14 protein-coding genes and 1 pseudogene are annotated in these 17,639 nt (G+C 71.5%); 8 read left to right on the top strand and 7 right to left on the bottom strand.

Features of this window, described 5'->3' with window-relative positions:
- Positions 1 to 185: 185 nt before the first annotated feature.
- Together purU and ACWD2L_RS37665 are read right to left on the bottom strand one after the other, a co-directional pair.
- On the bottom strand, positions 186 to 1,061 hold the full coding sequence (gene purU / locus ACWD2L_RS37670) for a formyltetrahydrofolate deformylase (protein WP_351342468.1): 876 nt from the start codon (positions 1,059 to 1,061) through the stop codon (positions 186 to 188).
- Positions 1,062 to 1,091: 30 nt separating this feature from the next.
- Positions 1,092 to 1,592: an SCO4402 family protein gene (locus ACWD2L_RS37665; RefSeq protein WP_351342470.1), complete on the bottom strand. Its 501-nt coding sequence runs from the start codon at positions 1,590 to 1,592 to the stop codon at positions 1,092 to 1,094.
- A gap of 117 nt (positions 1,593 to 1,709) precedes the next feature.
- Between ACWD2L_RS37665 and ACWD2L_RS37660 the strand changes: the two genes are divergently transcribed.
- A complete protein-coding gene (locus ACWD2L_RS37660; protein WP_351342472.1) occupies positions 1,710 to 2,996 on the top strand; it encodes an ABC transporter substrate-binding protein in 1,287 nt (428 codons plus the stop codon).
- A 21-nt stretch (positions 2,997 to 3,017) separates the two neighbouring features.
- Here ACWD2L_RS37660 and ACWD2L_RS37655 read toward each other — a convergent pair whose 3' ends face one another.
- Positions 3,018 to 4,580: a hypothetical protein gene (locus ACWD2L_RS37655; RefSeq protein WP_451193359.1), complete on the bottom strand. Its 1,563-nt coding sequence runs from the start codon at positions 4,578 to 4,580 to the stop codon at positions 3,018 to 3,020.
- Positions 4,581 to 4,756: 176 nt separating this feature from the next.
- A complete protein-coding gene (locus ACWD2L_RS37650; protein WP_351342473.1) occupies positions 4,757 to 6,145 on the bottom strand; it encodes a tetratricopeptide repeat protein in 1,389 nt (462 codons plus the stop codon).
- 303 nt (positions 6,146 to 6,448) lie between these two features.
- On the opposite strand from ACWD2L_RS37650, the gene ACWD2L_RS37645 reads away from it, so the two are divergent.
- From ACWD2L_RS37645 to ACWD2L_RS37635, 3 genes and pseudogenes are all read left to right on the top strand, one after another.
- The gene (locus tag ACWD2L_RS37645) at positions 6,449 to 7,135 is read left to right on the top strand and encodes a bifunctional DNA primase/polymerase (protein WP_351342475.1); all 687 of its coding nucleotides are present in this window, start codon (positions 6,449 to 6,451) and stop codon (positions 7,133 to 7,135) included.
- 85 nt (positions 7,136 to 7,220) lie between these two features.
- Positions 7,221 to 8,000: pseudogene (locus ACWD2L_RS37640) on the top strand (ABC transporter ATP-binding protein); the annotation flags it as partial.
- A 137-nt stretch (positions 8,001 to 8,137) separates the two neighbouring features.
- Complete coding sequence (locus ACWD2L_RS37635) at positions 8,138 to 9,709, top strand: transporter (RefSeq protein ID WP_351342477.1); 1,572 nt, start codon at positions 8,138 to 8,140, stop codon at positions 9,707 to 9,709.
- Between the two features lie 333 nt (positions 9,710 to 10,042).
- On the opposite strand, the gene ACWD2L_RS37630 is transcribed toward ACWD2L_RS37635, so the two are convergent.
- The gene (locus ACWD2L_RS37630) at positions 10,043 to 10,573 is read right to left on the bottom strand and encodes a DinB family protein (protein ID WP_351342478.1); all 531 of its coding nucleotides are present in this window, start codon (positions 10,571 to 10,573) and stop codon (positions 10,043 to 10,045) included.
- A 140-nt stretch (positions 10,574 to 10,713) separates the two neighbouring features.
- On the opposite strand from ACWD2L_RS37630, the gene ACWD2L_RS37625 reads away from it, so the two are divergent.
- On the top strand, positions 10,714 to 12,090 hold the full coding sequence (locus tag ACWD2L_RS37625; protein ID WP_351342480.1) for a PAS domain-containing protein: 1,377 nt from the start codon (positions 10,714 to 10,716) through the stop codon (positions 12,088 to 12,090).
- A gap of 13 nt (positions 12,091 to 12,103) precedes the next feature.
- Here the strand turns inward: ACWD2L_RS37625 and ACWD2L_RS37620 are convergent, their stop codons facing one another.
- A complete protein-coding gene (locus ACWD2L_RS37620) occupies positions 12,104 to 12,868 on the bottom strand; it encodes an SIS domain-containing protein (protein ID WP_351342482.1) in 765 nt (254 codons plus the stop codon).
- Positions 12,869 to 13,122: 254 nt separating this feature from the next.
- Between ACWD2L_RS37620 and ACWD2L_RS37615 the strand changes: the two genes are divergently transcribed.
- Positions 13,123 to 13,815, top strand: coding sequence for a metal-dependent transcriptional regulator (locus ACWD2L_RS37615; protein ID WP_351342484.1), 693 nt, complete (start codon positions 13,123 to 13,125; stop codon positions 13,813 to 13,815).
- A 538-nt stretch (positions 13,816 to 14,353) separates the two neighbouring features.
- Positions 14,354 to 15,217, top strand: a complete 864-nt coding sequence (locus ACWD2L_RS37610) for an alpha/beta fold hydrolase (RefSeq protein ID WP_351342486.1) — start codon at positions 14,354 to 14,356, stop codon at positions 15,215 to 15,217.
- A gap of 244 nt (positions 15,218 to 15,461) precedes the next feature.
- Here the strand turns inward: ACWD2L_RS37610 and pdxH are convergent, their stop codons facing one another.
- Positions 15,462 to 16,103: a pyridoxamine 5'-phosphate oxidase gene (gene pdxH / locus ACWD2L_RS37605; RefSeq protein WP_351342499.1), complete on the bottom strand. Its 642-nt coding sequence runs from the start codon at positions 16,101 to 16,103 to the stop codon at positions 15,462 to 15,464.
- 280 nt (positions 16,104 to 16,383) lie between these two features.
- Here pdxH and ACWD2L_RS37600 point away from each other — a divergent pair, with 280 nt between their 5' ends.
- Entirely contained in the window at positions 16,384 to 17,496 is a 1,113-nt protein-coding gene (locus ACWD2L_RS37600; RefSeq protein ID WP_351342488.1) for a citrate synthase 2, read from the top strand.
- The last annotated feature ends 143 nt before the right edge of the window (positions 17,497 to 17,639 follow it).

Below are 17,639 nucleotides of genomic sequence, written 5' to 3'. Positions count from 1 at the left end.
TCTGCCCCTCCCCCCCGCTCTTCCGATCTCCGGGGCGGAGCCCCGCGGCCGCAACCCCCGACGGGGCGAAAGATCGGGGCTCTGCCCCGCACCCCGCTGCTCAATCGCCGCAGGGGCTGAAAATGCACCCGCCAGCTCTCGTCCGAAGAGCGAAGCTTAAAAGATGGGGCGTAGGGGCGAAGCCCCTACGCGAAGACCACCGTGCGGTGGCCGTTCAAGAGGATCCGGCGTTCGGCGTGCCACTTGACCGCCCGCGCCAGCGCCTGGCACTCGACGTCACGGCCGATCGCGACCAGCTGATCGGGCGTGACGTCATGCCCCACCCGCTCGACCTCCTGCTCGATGATCGGCCCCTCGTCGAGGTCCGCGGTCACGTAGTGCGCGGTCGCCCCGATCAGCTTCACACCCCGCGCATGCGCCTGGTGATACGGCTTCGCGCCCTTGAAGCTCGGCAGGAACGAGTGGTGGATGTTGATGATCCGCCCGCTGAGCTCCTTGCACAGGTCGTCCGAGAGCACCTGCATGTAGCGCGCGAGCACGACCACCTCGACGCCCTCGTCCCGCACCAGATCGAGCACCTGCCGCTCGGCCCGCGCCTTCGTCTCCTTCGTCACCGGGATGTGGTGGAAGGGGATGTCGTACGAGGCGACCAGCTCGGCGAAGTCCGTGTGGTTGGAGACGACCGCGGCGATGTCGACCGGCAGCGCGCCGATCCGCGCCCGGAAGAGCAGGTCGTTGAGGCAGTGGCCGAACTTGCTGACCATGAGCACGATCTTCATGCGATCGCTCGCCCGGTGGAGCTGCCAGTCCATCTGGAACGCGTCGCCGATCGCGGCGAAGCTGGCCCGCAGCTTCTCCACGGTCACGTGCTCGTCCGCGCTGAAGTGGACGCGCATGAAGAACAGTCCCGTGTCGTGGTCACCGAACTGCTGGCTGTCCTCGATGTTGCAGCCGGTCATGAAGAGGTAGCTCGACACGGCGTGCACGATGCCCTGCTTGTCGGGGCAGGAGAGGGTGAGGACGTACTGCTCGGGGCCGGAGGCGACGGACTGCGCGTTCATGCGCCAAGCCTAAACGCCCGGCAGGCGGCGCTACGCCGCCCGCGTCATGATCCGCAGCACCTCGAGGTTCTGCGGCGCCCCCTCCGGGTCGTCGCCGTCGCTCGTGGCGAGCCTCACATGGGCGTCGCGGGCCGCACGGACCGCGTCCGGCCAGCCCTCGTGGTTCAGATACGCGGCGACCGGGGCGTCCGGGCCCACCTGGTGCATGATCCGCAGCACCCGCAGCACCGCGGCGTCGACGAGCGCCGCCTCCTGCGAGTCCCGGAAGATCGTCCCGACGTATTTCTCGGCGGACCAGTTGTCCAGCCAGGTGTCCTCGACGAGGCGGTACACGGCGTCGGTCACGTCTCCGTATCCGTCCACGCCTGCCTGCCAGACGTCCCGCTGGAACGTCGGGTCGGAGAGCATGTGCAGCGCGGAACGCACGTTGCTGCGCCAGCGCCACCACGGCATGTCGTTGAGTGGCATGCCGCCCATCTTCGTTGAGCTACGGCCGCGACGGGAAGACTTGTCCGAGGTTTGCACGGTCATCGATCGTACGTCCCGGCCCCTCGAGCCCCGCACGACCCCCGCAATTCACCTCATCGTCACCACACGTTGACCACGGGTCACACGACCGTTGGGAGCGCGGCGGAATCGTGCGGGGACATGACCGGCAGGCGCTCCAGCACCCGTGACCGCATCGTCCCCCGAAGCCCCATACGTACCACTGCCGTGCTCCTGAGCGCCGCCATGGTCGCCGGGTGCGGGCTCGTCCCCGGCGGCGACGCCAAGAGCGTGGGGAAACCGCCGGTGACCGTCATGACCTGGGCCCCCGAGAAGACCGGAGCGACCAACATGCCGGGGGTGCCCGCCATGGCGCGGGCCTACGCGCGCTGGATCAACGCCCACGGCGGCATCGGCGGCCGCACGCTCAAGGTCCTCACCTGCAACGACCACAACGACAGCGTGGACGCCGCCCGGTGCGCCCGCTCCGCCGTCCAGCACGACGCCGTGGCGGTCGTCGGCGCGTACAGCCAGCACTCGAACGCCTTCCTGCCCCCGCTGGAGTCCGCCGGTATCCCCTACCTGGGCGGTTACGGCGCCACCGAGGCGGAGTTCACCAGCCCGCTGTCGTACCCGGTCAACGGCGGACAGGCCGCCCTCCTCGCCGGCAACGGGCGCCAGCTGTCCGGGCCTTGCGCCCGTACCGTCCTGATCCGCCCCGACTCCATCGCGGGCGACCAGCTCCCGCCCCTGCTCAACTCCGGGCTCGCGCTGCACCACCGCCCCGCCGCCGTCGACATGCTCACCGCCGACGACGCCACCGACTACGCCGACCAGGCCCGCCGCGCCCTCGACGCCGCGAGCCGGGCGCCGCAGGGCGAGGGCTGCGTCGCGGCGGTGCTCGGGGAGCGTACGAACACGTTCTTCGACTCGTTCCGGCGGCTGCGCGACGACTACCCATCGGTGCGCACCGCCACCGTCCTCGGCAGCGTCGACCAGACCGTCGTCGACCGCACCGGCGGCCCGAAGAGCCCCTACGAAGGGGCGTACGTCACGAGCTGGTACCCGGCGTCGGGCGACGCGCGCTGGGACCCCATGAAGCGGGCGATCAACGAGCAGGCCTTCGGCGACAACCGGATCGACCCGGCGGACGCGGGCGTGCAGACGACCTGGATCGCGTACGAGGTGCTGCGGCAGATCATCGAGTCGGTCGGCGACGGCGCGGTCACCGCGCGCACCGTGCGCACCGCCCTCGACGACGACGTGAAGGTGACGACGGGCGGGCTCACCCCGCCGCTGCGCTGGGGCTACGACCACATGTCCCCGGTCGGCGACTACCCGCGCCTGGTCAACGCACGGGTGACCTTCCAGAAGGTCGTCTCCGGGCGGCTCACGGCGACCAGGAAGTCCTCGGTGGACGTGACGGGCACGCTCGCCGGGCTTTCCTGATCGCGACCGCCGGCGAATCGGTCAGAGCTGGACGGCCGAGCGCTGGGTCAGCCCGTACTTGCTCGCGATCTCGTTCCACAGCTTCGAGGCCTGCTGCTTCTGCGTGGACGCCGTGCCGCTCGCCGCGTCGCCCGCCCGGCGCTCGGACGTCGGCTTGGCGTGACCCTTCTTGCACAGCGCCTTCTTCTTGGCGGCGACCTGGTCGCCCCACCTCGCGTAGTGGCTGTCCGCGGACGCGGACGCCTTCCAGGCGCTGGTGAGGGCGGCGGTCAGGCGGGCGTTGTCGGGCAGCTTGTCCACGGACAGCGTGCCGAGGCGCGTCACCAGTTCATTGCGCTGCGTCGCGGCGCTCTGCAAGTCCTTCGACGCCTGGGGCAGCGCCTTGCAGCTGCCGATGTTCGCGACCGAACGCACCACGGCGGAGCGGCTGTTGTTGGAGTCGCCGAGCAGTTTGTCGAGCTCGACGGCCTGCTCCTTGGCCGGGTCCACGGTCGGAGAGGCCGACTCGGACGCGGGCGCCGAGTTCGACACGTTCTTCGTCGCGTCCGTCTTCTTGTCGTCGTCCCCGCCGCTGAGCATGGCGCCCGCGCCGACACCGACGACGAGGATGCCGACGCCGATCGCGGCGATCAGCGGCACCTTGGAACCGGTGCGGTTCTTGCCGCCGCGCGGCGGCGGCTCGGGCTGGTACCCGTACTGCTGCGGGGGCGGCGTCATGCCCGGCGCCCCCGGCCCACCGGGCCCGGGCGGCGGCGCGTGCGGGTCGAAGCGCGGCATCTGCTGCGTAGCGCCGGCGCCGCCCTCCGGCTCCGTACGGAACAGGGCGTCGAACTCGGCCGGCGGCTGCCGCTCACCGGGCTCCCCGGGGCGCAGGCCGTAGCCCTGGTCCTGAGCGGGCATCGCCTGAGCGGGCATCGGCGGGCCCTGAGCCGGCATCGGCTGACCCTGGCCCGGCACCGGCTGGCCAGGAACCGGCGGAATGTACTGCGTGGCCTGGCTGTCGGGGGAGCCTCCGTAGCCGGGCGGCGCCGCGTCGGGCATCGGCTGCGCGCGGCCAAGGAACTGCGTGGCGTCCGGGGCGGGAACCTCCGGCGGCAGCCCGGGACCGGCCGCGTACTGGGCGGCCTGCTGCTGAGCCGGGGGTATGTACTGGGTGGCGTCCCCGTCGTAGGCACCGGCGGCGGGTCCCGCCGGGGCCGCGGGCGGCAGCGGACCGGCCTCCGCGTACTGCTGCGGCAGCGCCTGCACGGGCTGCTGCTGCGGCAGCGCGGCACCGTAGGACTGGGGCGGCAGCGCACCGTAGCCCTGGTCCTGAGCGGGCATCGGCGCGGAGCCCTGCGGCTGACCCCACTCGTACGTAGGCATGGACCCGTCGTAGGTCGGCATCGGCCCGGCGTTGTGCGCCTGCTGGGACTCGGGCCCCCAGGGCTGACCCCACGGGCTCGCGCCCGCCGGACCCGCCTGGTCGCCGTAAGTGCCCGGCAACAGGGGCTCACCGCCGTCGGCAGGCAGCACGACACCTTCGTGCGTCTGCCGCGCCTGCGGAAGGTGCGGGCGTTCGCCCTGCCCACTCTGCTCCGTCACCGTAAGACTCCTACGTAGGGGGTCGGAATCGTCGGCTCACGCTACCGGGTCTTCGTACGCCCGTGCTACGCACCTCAAATCCCCGAAGCCTCCCCAGTGACGCGACTAACAAAACCGGCCACCGGCTTGCCCGTTATGACACAGCTCACGCCGCCCACGCCAGACAAGTACGCCGCTCACGCCGCCTGAAGCTCCATGCGCGCCCCGAACTCCCGCACCACGGGCTCCTCCCCGAACGGGTCGAGACGCTCCCTGAAGTCCTCCAGATACTCCGCGCCCCGGTTCGAACGCACCGTGCCGAGCAGCTCGACGGCCCGAAGTCCCGTATGACAGGCCTGTTCCACCTCCCTCTGCTGCACCTGCGCCGTCGCGAGCAGCACGAGACCGATCGCGCGGCGCCTGGCCCGCGACTCAGGATGCCCGTCCAACGACTCCTGCGCACACCGCGCCGCGTCCCTCGACTGACCCAAGTCCCGGTGGCAGTGCGCCAGTTCGTCCGCCAGATAGGCGTGGTCGAAGTGGGCGATCCACACCGGGTCGTCCCCGGAGTCGGCCCGCCCGTCCGCCTGTTCCAGGGCGGCGACCGCGCGCGACGTCGCGGACTGCGCCGACCTCGCGTCCCCGAGAAGTGCGTGGCCGCGCGCCTCGGCGGCGTGGAACATCGCCTCGGCGCGCGGCGTCACACGCCCGCGCGCCCCCTCCTGAGCCGCGCGGGCGAGCTGGGCGATCTCGCGCGGATTGCCGAGCTGCGCCGCCAGGTGACTCATGGACGCGGCCAGCACGTACCCGCCGTAGCCACGGTCACCGGCCGCCTGCGCGAGCCGCAACGCCTGAATGTAGTACCGCTGGGCGAGCCCCGGCTGCCCGGTGTCGATCGCCATGTACCCGGCGAGCTCCGTCAACCGCGCGACGGCGGAAAACAGTTCACGCCCCACCGCCTCCCGGTACGAACCCGCGAGCAGCCCGCTCACCACACTGTTCAGGTAGTGCACGACCACCGGGCGCACGTGCCCGCTCCCGTACTGGTGGTCCAGATCGGTCAGCGCCTGCGTCATCGCCCGCACCGCCGCCACGTCCGAGGGCCCGACCCGCGGCCCCGACGCCCGTGCCACCTGCGAGTCCGGCACGGAGATCAACCAGTCGCGGCTCGGCTCGACGAGCGCCGAGGACGCCACGGACGAACCGGAGAGAAAGTCCCTGCGCCCCACGTCACTTCGCCACAGCTCGCACACCTGCTCAATGGCGCCGAGCACGGTGGGCGAGAACTGCAGTCCGACTCCGGAGGCGAGGTTCTTCCCGTTGGCCATCCCGATCTCGTCGATGGTCACCGTGCGCCCGAGCTTGCGTCCCAGGGCCTCCGCGATGATCCCCGGCGCCCGGCCGCGCGGCTGCTGCCCACGCAGCCAACGCGCCACGGACGTCTTGTCGTAACGCAGATCGAGCCCGTGCTCCGCACCGCACATGTTGACCCGGCGCGCGAGCCCCGCGTTCGAACAGCCCGCTTCCTGGATGAGCGCCTGCAGCCGTTCATTGGGCTGTCGCGCTACGAGAGGCCGTGCGGCCATGACGTACCCCCTGAAGTGCCCGTCCGGGTATCCGACTGCCGGTCAACAGCCGGTCGTTGGATCATCACTGCCCTGCGCGGAAACGGAAGATGCACCACAAACGGGTGTCAAACACACGCCCGCGTGACGCCGGCCCGCCGCGTCGCCGTACTCGTTACCCCTCCCGCACTACCCACGGCCCGGGGCCTCCTCGCCCGCGCGCCCCCACCCATGCACCCATGCGCCCCACATGCGGGAACGATGCTCCCGGGCCGCCCGTACGTGCGCCCGTAACCCTCCGTGGCGGCGGGAGTTGAGAACCACGTGGAAGAGACCATCGCAGGCACCTCGGACGACAGCCCACCCGTCACCGCCGTCGGGCAGATCCCGCAGCAGCGCGGCGACTCACTCCTGGACACCGCCGTCCGCTACGCGGAGGAGCGGCACTGGGACGTGTTCCCGGGCACCTGGCTGGAGATCGGCGACGGCGTCCAGCGCTGCTCGTGCGGCTCCCCCCAGTGCCCCACCCCCGGCGCGCACCCCGCCCGCCCCGACTGGGCGACGCAGGCCACCGGCAGCGCGACCGTGGCCCGCCGGCTGTGGGCGAAGCAGCCGACCGCGTCGATCCTCCTCCCCACGGGCCGCACCTTCGACGCGATCGACGTGCCGGAGACCGCCGGGTTCCTCGCCCTCGCCCGCATGGAGCGCATGGAACTCACCCTCGGCCCCGTGACCTGCACCCCCGACCGCCGCATGCAGTTCTTCGTGCTCCCCGGCGCCACCGTCAAGGTCCCCGACCTCGTCCGCAAGCTCGGCTGGCCCCCGGCCTCCCTCGACCTGCTCGCGCTCGGCGAGGGCCAGTACGTCGCCGCTCCCCCGACCCGCTTCGGCAGCCGCGGCGCCGCCCAGTGGGCCTGCCGCCCGACCCCGGCGAACCGCTGGCTCCCGGACGCGGAAGAACTCATCTCCCCCCTCTCATACGCGTGCGGACGCGAGATCCGGCGCGGGTAGGGGCCTGTCCGGGCGCCTCCCGGTGGCCCGCCCTTGGCCGACGTATCGTGCCCGGACGGACGAAGACGACGAAGGGCGGGCACAGTTGACCTCGGCCGAGGAAACCGCAGCCGTACGCGTACACGACCTATGGAAGTCCTTCGGGTCGCAGACCGCCGTGGCCGGCATCGAACTCGCCCTGCCCGCAGGCCGGTTCATCGGCCTCGTCGGGCCGAACGGCGCGGGCAAGACCACGACCCTCTCCATGGTCACCGGCCTGCTCCGCCCCGACCGGGGCACCGTGTACGTCGCCGGCCACGACGTCTGGGCCGACCCCGCCGAGGTCAAGGCACGCATCGGCGTCCTCCCGGAGGGCCTACGCCTCTTCGAACGCCTCTCCGGCCACGAACTTCTCGCCTACACCGGCCGGTTGCGCGGACTGCCCGGCGCGGAGGTCGACAAACGGGCGGACCAGCTCCTCGACGTCCTGGACCTGGCCGGAGCCCGCCACAAACTCGTCGTCGACTACTCGACCGGCATGCGCAAGAAGATCGGCCTCGCCGCGGCCCTCCTCCACAACCCCGAAGTCCTGTTCCTGGACGAACCGTTCGAGGGCGTCGACCCGGTCTCGGCCCAGACGATCCGCGGCGTCCTGGAACGCTACACACGCTCCGGCGCGACGGTCGTCTTCTCCTCCCACGTCATGGAACTGGTCGAGTCCCTCTGCGACTGGGTCGCGGTCATGGCAGCGGGCCGCATCCGCGCCCAGGGCCCACTCGCGGACGTCCGCGGCGATTCATCCTCCCTCCAGGAGGCATTCCTGGAACTGGTGGGAGCGCGTGGCCGCACGAGCGAGGGCGCACTGGACTGGCTGGGCAACACTCAAGCTTCGGCAGCGGGTGAGCCCATTCAAGCTCCTGCGGCGGGTGAGCCCACTCAAGCCCCTGCGGCGATTGAGCAGCGGGGTCCGGGGCAGAGCCCCGAGGCCGCAACCCCGCCGCAGCGCAACAAGCGGCCCCAGCCATGACCGGCGTACTGGTCCGGCTCAAGCTCGCGCTGCTCCGCAACGGCCTCCGCCAATCCCCCGGCCGCCGCGCCGCATACATCGCCTCCCTCCTCGCGGCAGCGCTCGTCGCCGCACTCCAACTCCTCGCCCTGATCCTCCTCCACGGCAACGCGCACGCCGCAACCATCGGCATCCCCCTCACCACCCTCCTCGCCCTCGGCTGGGCCGTCCTCCCGCTCTTCTTCCCCAGCGGCGACGAAACCCTCGACCCCACCCGCCTCGCGATGCTCCCGCTGCGCCCCGACCCGCTCGTCCGCGGCCTCCTCGTGGCGTCCCTGGTCGGCATCGGCCCGCTCTTCACGCTGTGCCTCGCGTTCGGCGCCGCGTACGCGGTGGCACACGGGGCGGCGGCCACGGTCGTCGCGGTACTGGCGGTCCCCCTCACCGTCCTCACCTGCGTCGCCCTCGCCAGAACCGTGGCCGCGGCCAACATCCGGCTCCTCACCAGCCGCAAGGGCCGCGACCTCGCCGTACTGAGCGGACTCGTCATCGCCGTCGGCGCACAGCTGGTCAACTTCGGGGTGCAGCGGCTCGGCGCGGCGGGCGGCGTCGACGCGCTCGACCCGGTGGCGAAGGTCCTCGGCTGGATCCCCCCGGCATCGGCGATCGCCGCGGTCGACGCGACGAGCAAGGCATCGTACGGAACAGCCCTCGCCCAACTGGCAATCTGCGCGGCGGCGCTCCTGGCCCTCCTGACCCTCTGGCGCCGCGCCCTGACCCGCCTGATGACCGCCCCCGACGGCTCCACGATCGAAGCGGCGAGCCCCGGGCGCCGCCGTACCCGCACGGGCCCCCGACTCCTCCCCGAGGGCCGCACCGGAACGGTCATGGAACGCAGCCTCCGCTACGTATGGCGCGACCCGAAAACCAAAGCGGCCTGGGTGACATCCCTGGCGATCGGACTGATCGTCCCCGTCTTCAACGCCCTCCAGGGCACCGGCACCGTCTACTTCGCGTGCTTCGCCTCGGGGATGCTCGGCATCCAGATGTACAACCAGTTCGGCCAGGACACCTCGGCGTTCTGGATGGTGGCGATGACGATCGCGTCACCGAAGGACGCCTACGTCGAACTACGCGCGCGTGCATACGCGCTGCTCCTGATAACTCTCCCCTACGCCACGCTCGTCACCGTCATCACCACAGCCATGCTGAACGCCTGGCCCGACTTCCCCGAAGTCCTCGGCCTCTCCTACGCCCTGCTCGGCGCGATGCTCGCCACCGGCGCGTGGACCTCGGCGCGCTTCCCGTACTCGATCCCGCAGGAGGGCTACAAGAACGTCGCGCCGGGCCAGGCGGGTCTGGCCTGGATCTCCATCTTCGGCGGCATGGTCGCGGCGGCCCTCCTCTGCACCCCGATCCTGGCCCTCACCATCACCCTGCACGCGACGGACTCGGCCTCCTGGACGTGGATCCTGCTCCCGATCGGAGCGGCGTACGGGGCGGGGGCGACGGTCCTGGGCCTGCGCCTGGCGGCCCCGCGCACGGCCGAGCGCCTGCCGGAGATCCTGCTGGCGGTGAGCAAGGGCTGAGGCCCTACGGGGCCCGCACAACGCAGACGACCCGCGAGCCTGGTTCCTCCCGCCCCTGAGGGCGGTCGGAAGCCGGCCGGACGTACCGGCGGCTCGCGGGTCGGGCGACTGCTTGGGATTGGGCCGGCTGCGCGCACATATCGCGCACTGGTCCGGCGCCGAATTCGAAATGCGACGTCGGGCCGCTAGCCCGCAGTCACCTCAACTGTCCGGCGTGCATACATGCTCCGAACCACCTCCTTCCGGTCGTGCTGTGCAGCCTACGAACCCGCACGGCAGGTCTCAACCGGTTTTACGCGACCTTGTTGGACGCGACCCTGAGGAGGCCCGGGATCACGCCCCCGCCACCCCGTCGATCGCCTCCCGGAGGAGGTCCGCGTGGCCGTTGTGGCGGGCGTATTCCTCGATGAGGTGGGTCAGGATCCAGCGGAGGGAGACCTTGGGGTCGCCGGTGAAGGCGGCTTCCTGGGGGGAGAGGGTGCCGGTGGTGTCGAGGGGGGCTGTCGCGGTGAGTTCGCGGGAGCGGGTGATTTCCGTGCGCCATTGGGCGAGGGCGTCCGGGAGGGTGCGGTCCTCGGTGAGGGTAAAGGCGTTCGGGCCTGCTGTTTCGTGGACCGGTGGAGTGGTGTGGGCTCCTGCGAAGACCCGCTGGAACCAGTTGCGTTCGACCTCTGCCAGGTGTTGGACCAGGCCGAGGAGCGTGAGGGAGGACGACGGGATCGCACGCGTGCGTGCCTGTTCGTCCGTCAGGCCGGCGCACTTGATGGCCAGCGTCTCGCGGTGGAAGTCCAGCCAGCCTTCCAGGGTGGCGCGTTCGTCGGAGGCCGGGGGCGGGACGGGGCGGCCGTCGGGCAATGTCGTCATGCGTTGCATGCTGGGTGTATGTGCTCTTCGGTTTCTCCGAACTTGCGTGAAGTCCGTGTGGGATGCGTCACGTTCGAGTTGAATGATCTGGAGCGATACGAGGAATTCGTCGCGCCGACACAGCCTGCAGGGGGTTCCAGGTGAGTGCTTCCCGGCGTAGTGGGACCACTGATGCGCTCGGGCCGGAAGAGCCGGAGCCGGACGGGTCCGATCTGCTGGCCGCGTTGTTGGACGGCATGGATGCCGCGTTGTGCGCCTTCGATGCCGATGGGGTCGTGACCCATTGGAACCGGGAGGCCGAGCGGGTGCTCGGCTGGTCGGCCGAGGAGGCCGTGGGGCGACACGGGTTCGCGGGGTGGGCCGTGCGGTCGGCGGACGCGGAGGAGGTGCAGGGGCGGCTGCTGGCCTCGATGCATGCTCCGGGACGGCAGGTGAACGAGTTCGCGCTGCTCACCAAGGATGGTGGGCGGGTGCTTGTGCGGACGCAGTCCGCGGCCGTACGCGGGGCCGATGGGAAGCCCGCGGGTGTGTACTGCGCGTTCAGTGAGGTGCACGCGCAGATCGATCTGGAGCGGTCCATCGCGCTGAGCGAGGCGCTGTTCGAGGACGCCGCGTGGGGTGTCGTGCTGGTCGACGCGGATCTGCGGCCCGCCGTGGTGAACGGGCATGCCGCGCGCGCCATGGGGACCGGGCGTACCGCCGCGCTGGGGCGGCCGCTCGGCGATCTGATCGGGCAGGGCGTCGAGGAGCTGGAGGGCGCCCTCGCGCATGTGCTCGCGGAGGGCCCGCCGCTGTCTCCGACGGAGGTGTGGGTGACGCTGCGGCGGCCCGGCGAGGGCGGTGGGCGTACGGAGCGTCGGTGCTGGCGCAGCGGTTTCGTACGGCTGGCGTCGCCGCTCGCGGAGGAGCCGGTGCCGCTGGGGGTCGGGTGGCTGTTCCAGGACGTGACGGAGGCCAAGCAGAACGAGCAGGAGGCGGCGCAGCTCCGCTTCCGGTCGCAGCAGTTGCACCGCGCGGCGCGGGCCGCCGCCGAGTGCGAGAACCCGGCCGAGGCGGCGACGGTGCATCTGGATTTCGCGCTCGCCGGGTTCGCGGATCACGCGGTGATCGACCTGGTGGCGAGCGAGGAGCCGGTGCGTCTCGTGCGGGCCGCGGCCACGCCTTCGGGGGCGCCGGGGCCGAGTCTGCTCGTGTCGCGGGGCGCACTGCCGGTGCGGTACGCGGCGGGGCATCCGGCGTTGCAGTGCGTGGAGCGGGCGGGGTCGGTGCGGGCCGCCGCGGAGGGGGGCACGGTGCGCGCGGACTGGGCCCTGGACCGGCAGTGGCCGGAGGACACGGTGTACGCGCTGTGCGTGGTACTGCGCAGCCGGGGCCGGACGGTGGGCGTGGTGACGTTTCTGCGGGGCGCCAGCCGGGTCGGGTTCGAGCGCGGTGACGCCGTGTACGCGGAGAGCGTGGCGGTGCGGATCGCCGGCGCGGTGGACCTGGCGTGGGCGCTGGCGGCTGACGACCGGTGACGGCCTGGCCGGTTCAGCGGCGGTAGTAGATCCGGTCGCCGTACTCTGCGAACACCTGCGCGTTCCACTCCAGGCCGCCGTCGACGTTGCCCGAGCGGAGAAGTGGGGGCTGGAGGCCGCGGTCGGCGAGCGTCGCGGCGCAGGTCGCGAGGGTTGCCTGCATGAGGGCGCTGGCGGTGACCGTGGAGGCGGGTGCGAAGGGGGCGTCGACGCCTTCGTGGGTGAGCTCCGCGTCGCCGATCGCGATCTTGGAGTCGAGGACGACGTCGCAGTGGTCGCGCAGGTAGCTGCCGGAGGCGTGGCGGGAGGTGGGGGCGTCGGGCCCGGTCGCGTACGACAGGGAGGTGACGCCGATGACCTTGATGCCTGCGGCGCGGGCGCTGAGGGCCATCTCCACGGGGAGCGCGTTGCGCCCGGACAGGGAGATGATGATCAGCGCGTCGCCCGCGCGCGCGGGGCTGGCCTCCAGGACGGCCGCCGCGAGCCCGTCGACCCGTTCGAGGGCGGAGCCGAGCGTCGCGGGCATGACGTCGATGCCGACGGTGCCGGGTACCGACAGCAGGTTCATCAGGGCGAGGCCGCCCGCCCGGTAGACGACGTCCTGGGCGGCGAGCCCGGAGTGGCCCGCGCCGAAGGCGAAGAGGCGGCCGCCGTCGGCGACGGTGTCGGCGAGGAGGGTGCCGGCGGCCGCGATGTTGTCGGCCTCCTCGTCACGGATCCTCGTGAGGAGCCCGATGGAGGCGTCGAGGTACTGCGCGGCCGGCCTGCTCTCGCTCATCGGCGTGCCCCTTTTTCCTGGTGAGAAGGGTCGGGTCTCGGTGGTACGTGGCGTGTTCGCGGATCACGGTGCGGTCTGGACCAGTGCTCTGTCAATACGCTTCCCGGCCCCGCCTGGCGCGGTGTTTACCTGGCGCGTCACGGTTGTCAGCGGTATGCGTCAGAATTGAGGTCTGGGTTCCAGGGCCAGCGCACATGCTGCGCGGTCAGCCAGCGGAGCTGTCGCGAAGCGAGAGAGCTACACGAGGGGCACGTATGTCCGGACTGATCGACACCACGGAGATGTACCTCCGCACCATCCTCGAGCTGGAGGAGGAAGGTGTGGTCCCCATGCGCGCCCGGATCGCCGAGCGGCTGGACCAGAGCGGACCGACGGTCAGCCAGACCGTGGCCCGCATGGAGCGGGACGGCCTGGTCGCTGTGGCGGCCGACCGGCATTTGGAGCTGACCGAGGAGGGCAGGCGGCTCGCGACGCGCGTGATGCGCAAGCACCGGCTCGCGGAGTGTCTGCTCGTCGACGTGATCGGCCTGGAGTGGGAGCAGGTGCACGCGGAGGCCTGTCGCTGGGAGCACGTGATGAGCGAGGCGGTGGAGCGCCGCGTCCTCGAGCTGCTCCGGCACCCGACGGAGTCGCCGTACGGGAACCCGATCCCGGGCCTGGAGGAGCTGGGCGAGAAGGACGGGGCGAACCCGTTCCTGGACGAGGGCATGGTCTCGCTGTCCGACCTCGACCCGGGTGCCGACGGCAAGACGGTCGTGGTGCGCCGCATCGGCGAGCCGATCCAGACGGACGCGCAGCTGATGTACACGCTGCGCCGGGCGGGCGTGCAGCCCGGTTCGGTGGTCAGCGTGACGCAGTCGCCGGGCGGGGTACTCGTCGGCAGCAGCGGTGAGGCGGCGGAGCTGGAGGCGGAGATCGCCTCGCACGTCTTCGTGGCGAAGCGCTGAGCCGAGCGGCCGCTTGTGGGCCGGGCGTCAACTTCCGTGTCGTGCGGTTAAGTTGACTTGTATCCGCACATGCTGCACTTCCGCGCAGAAAACAAGATTCACTGTGCGGAACGGCAGCGATCGGACGCTCGGCGTGCAAGGCTGTCGCGTGAGGCATATGACCAGAGGGGGCCGCATGGATCGGCCGATCGGGGCGCGACGGGCCTGGGGGGCGCCGGGTGCGCTGGAAGCGGCGTGGAGCGCCGCACCACATGACGCCGCACCACATACAGAGGGCCCCGGCGCCTTGCGGCGCCGGGGCCTGTCCTCCCCTGTTCCGACCCGGAGCCCCGAGCTCCCAGGGTCGATCCCCTCGGACCGATTTCCCCGAACGGTCCGCCTCCCGCTGAAGAGATCCCCTCGACAGCGCCGGTCATTCCTTGAGTTCCGTCACTCAAATGAGGGGTGTTGTCCGAGAGCGCCGCGTTTTCGAAAACGGGTTCGATAACGTGCGCGGGTACGCGACTGCAGGCGCGACCACGAGGGGGTGCCAGGGCCTATGGCACGACGCATCGACGTGACCGGAGCAGGCGGGGTCCACCTGGCTGCCTGGGAGTTCGCCGACCCGCCCAAGACGGGCGAGGCCGGCCACAATCCCGGAGTGCTGCTGCTGCACGGGCTCATGGGGCGGGCGTCCCACTGGGCGGGAACGACGCGCTGGCTGGCCGAGCGGCATCGCGCGGTCGCCCTCGACCAGCGCGGGCACGGGCAGAGCGACAAGCCGCCGGAGGGACCGTTCGACCGGGAGGCGTACGTCCTGGACGCGGAGGCGGCGCTGGTCCAGCTGGGCCTTGAGCCGGCCGTTCTCATCGGGCACTCCATGGGAGCGCTCACGGCGTGGCAGCTCGCCGCCCGCCGGCCCGATCTCGTCCGCGGCCTGGTCATCTGCGACATGCGGGCCTCCGCGCTCGGGGCGGCCTCCCAGCGGGAGTGGGAGGACTGGTTCAAGGCGTGGCCGCTGCCGTTCGCGACGCTCGCGGATGTACGGAAGTGGTTCGGGGAGGACGACCCCTGGGTCGAGCGGCCCAATCCCGCGCGCGGGGAGTTCTACGCCGAGGTGATGACGGAGACGGTGGACGGCTGGCGGCCGGTGTTCTCGCGGCGCCAGATGCTTCAGGCGCGCTCCACGTGGGTCTTCGACGCGCACTGGGAGGAACTGGCGGCGGTCCAGTGCCCGACGCTTGTACTGCGTGGGCTTGACGGGGAGTTGGGGCGGGCGGAGGCGCAGGAGATGGTGCGGGTTCTTCCCAGGGGGGTGTATGCGGAGGTGGCGGATGCGGGGCATCTGGTGCACTACGACCAGCCCGAGGCGTGGCGCTCCGCGGTCGAGCCGTTCCTGGACGGGGTCCTGGCGGAGCTTTGAGCAGTTCGATCCCTTGCGGCGATTGACCACTTCAAGCCCCTGCGGCGATTGAGCAGCGGGGTCCGGGGCGGAACCCCGGGAGCGCAACGCCGGCCGGGGCCCAGGACACGGAGCTCCGGGCCGGACCCCGCGCCGCAAACGCCGGCGGGGCTGGATTTGCTCGAGCGCCGGCGGGGCTGGAAATGTACCGCCGCAGGGCTTGGGTCGGGTCAGCAACTTGGGTGGGGTCAGCGACTTGAGGGGGCTACGGGCTCAGGCGTTGGACCTGCCACTCGTCCGGTACTGGGCCCCGCGCGTAGCGGAGCCGGTCGTGGAGGCGGTTTTCGCGGCCCTGCCAGAACTCGACGGACCCCGGGGTGACCCGGTAGCCGCCCCAGTGCGGCGGAACGGGCACCGCGGAACCCGCCGGATGGCGCCCCGCCAGCTCCGCGTAGCGCACGTCGAGGTCCTCCCGCGAGGCGACCACGGAGGACTGCGCGCTGGCCCACGCGCCCAGCTGGGACCCGTGCGGGCGCGTGCGGAAGTACGCCTCCGTCTCGGCCCGCGACGTACGCTCCGCCGTCCCGGTCACCAGCACCTGGCGCCCCATCGGGTGCCAGGGAAAGAGCAGCGCGACGTGCGGGTTCGCGGAGAGGTCCCGCGCCTTGCGGGAGCCGTAGTTGGTGTAGAAGACGAAGCCCGCGTCGTCGTACGACTTGAGCAGCACTGTGCGGGAGCTGGGCCGGCCCTCGGCGTCGGCGGTCGAGACGACCATCGCGTTGGGCTCGGACAGCGGGGAGCCCGGCGCCGCCGCCTGTTTGAACCAGCGCGTGAACTGTTCCATCGGGTGCGGGGCGAGGTCCCCCTCCAGCAGGCCGCCGTTCTTGGCGCGGTACTGCTCGCGCATGTCGGCGAGGTCGAGTTCGGGATCGTCGTGGGCGCTCACGGCGTCATCCTGCCGGACGGACGGGCACGGTCGCACCCAGGCCGCAGGGTGAAACATGGCACTGAGTGCCGCGAACTCTCGCCAACTGTGGCACTGAGGGTTATCTTCCTGGAACCGAAACGGTTCAGCCGCCCGCCGTACGGGGCATTACGGGTGTACCCCCGTCCAGAGTCCAGTCCAGACCAGACCACGGGTGTTCCAGCACCCGGACACACCCCCACGCATCCAGAGGAGCCGCCCGATGTCCGACCTGACCCCCGGCTTTGTTCCAGGCCTCGAAGGTGTCGTCGCGTTCGAGACCGAGATCGCCGAACCGGACAAGGAAGGCGGCGCCCTGCGCTATCGCGGCGTCGACATCGAGGATCTGGTCGGCCACGTGTCGTTCGGGAATGTCTGGGGGCTGCTGGTCGACGGCGCCTTCAACCCGGGCCTGCCGCCGGCCGAGCCGTTCCCGATCCCGGTCCACTCCGGTGACATCCGCGTCGACGTCCAGTCCGCGCTCGCCATGCTGGCCCCCGTGTGGGGCCTGAAGCCGCTGCTCGACATCGATGAGCGCACGGCCCGCGATGACCTCGCGCGCGCCGCCGTCATGGCTCTGTCGTACGTCGCGCAGTCCGCGCGCGGGCAGGGCCTGCCGATGGTGCCGCAGCGGGAGATCGACAAGGCGGACACCGTCGTCGAGCGGTTCATGAAGCGCTGGCGCGGGGATCCGGACCCGAAGCATGTCGCGGCCGTCGACGCGTACTGGACGTCGGCTGCCGAGCACGGCATGAACGCCTCTACGTTCACGGCCCGCGTCATCGCGTCCACCGGGGCGGATGTGGCGGCGGCGCTGTCGGGAGCAGTGGGGGCCATGTCCGGGCCGCTGCACGGCGGGGCGCCGTCCCGGGTCCTCGGCATGATCGAGGAGATCGAGCGGACCGGGGACGCGGACGCGTACGTGCGCCGGGCGCTCGACAAGGGTGAGCGGCTGATGGGCTTCGGGCACCGGGTGTACCGGGCCGAGGACCCGCGGGCGCGAGTACTTCGGCGTACGGCGCGGGAGTTGGGGGCGCCGAGGTTCGAGGTGGCGGAGGCGTTGGAGAAGGCGGCGCTGGCGGAGTTGCATGCGCGGCGGCCCGATCGGGTGCTGGCCACGAATGTGGAGTTCTGGGCGGCGATCGTGCTCGACTTTGCGGAGGTGCCGGCGCACATGTTCACGTCGATGTTCACGTGTGCGAGGACCGCGGGTTGGAGCGCGCACGTCCTTGAGCAGAAGCGCACGGGGCGCCTGGTCCGCCCCTCGGCCCGCTACGTCGGCCCGGAGTCACGCCCTCCGGCCGGCATCGAGGGCTACGGGGACATCGCCCGATAGCCGAACCGTGGCCGGGGCCCATCGCCTTGGTTCCGCAGCACCGTGGTGGCGGCCTCGGGGCTCCGCCCCGGACCCCGCGCCGCAAACGCCGGCGGGGCTGAAAGATCGGGGCTCCGCCCCGGACCCCGCTGCTCCATCGCCGC

The organism is Streptomyces sp. NPDC002754 (assembly GCF_053592315.1).
Note: the sequence above shows the minus strand (reverse complement) of the source record. Positions and strands in the feature narration are given on the sequence as shown.

Excerpts from the sequence above, each read along its gene's own strand:
- ACWD2L_RS37650 (WP_351342473.1), bottom strand. The coding sequence starts at position 6,145 with ATGGCCGCACGGCCTCTCGTAGCGCGACAGCCCAATGAACGGCTGCAG.
- purU (WP_351342468.1), bottom strand. The coding sequence starts at position 1,061 with ATGAACGCGCAGTCCGTCGCCTCCGGCCCCGAGCAGTACGTCCTCACC.
- ACWD2L_RS37610 (WP_351342486.1), top strand. The coding sequence starts at position 14,354 with ATGGCACGACGCATCGACGTGACCGGAGCAGGCGGGGTCCACCTGGCT.
- ACWD2L_RS37615 (WP_351342484.1), top strand. The coding sequence starts at position 13,123 with ATGTCCGGACTGATCGACACCACGGAGATGTACCTCCGCACCATCCTC.
- ACWD2L_RS37600 (WP_351342488.1), top strand. The coding sequence starts at position 16,384 with ATGTCCGACCTGACCCCCGGCTTTGTTCCAGGCCTCGAAGGTGTCGTC.
- ACWD2L_RS37630 (WP_351342478.1), bottom strand. The coding sequence starts at position 10,573 with ATGACGACATTGCCCGACGGCCGCCCCGTCCCGCCCCCGGCCTCCGAC.
- ACWD2L_RS37665 (WP_351342470.1), bottom strand. The coding sequence starts at position 1,592 with ATGACCGTGCAAACCTCGGACAAGTCTTCCCGTCGCGGCCGTAGCTCA.
- ACWD2L_RS37620 (WP_351342482.1), bottom strand. The coding sequence starts at position 12,868 with ATGAGCGAGAGCAGGCCGGCCGCGCAGTACCTCGACGCCTCCATCGGG.
- ACWD2L_RS37635 (WP_351342477.1), top strand. The coding sequence starts at position 8,138 with ATGACCGGCGTACTGGTCCGGCTCAAGCTCGCGCTGCTCCGCAACGGC.
- ACWD2L_RS37660 (WP_351342472.1), top strand. The coding sequence starts at position 1,710 with ATGACCGGCAGGCGCTCCAGCACCCGTGACCGCATCGTCCCCCGAAGC.
- pdxH (WP_351342499.1), bottom strand. The coding sequence starts at position 16,103 with ATGCGCGAGCAGTACCGCGCCAAGAACGGCGGCCTGCTGGAGGGGGAC.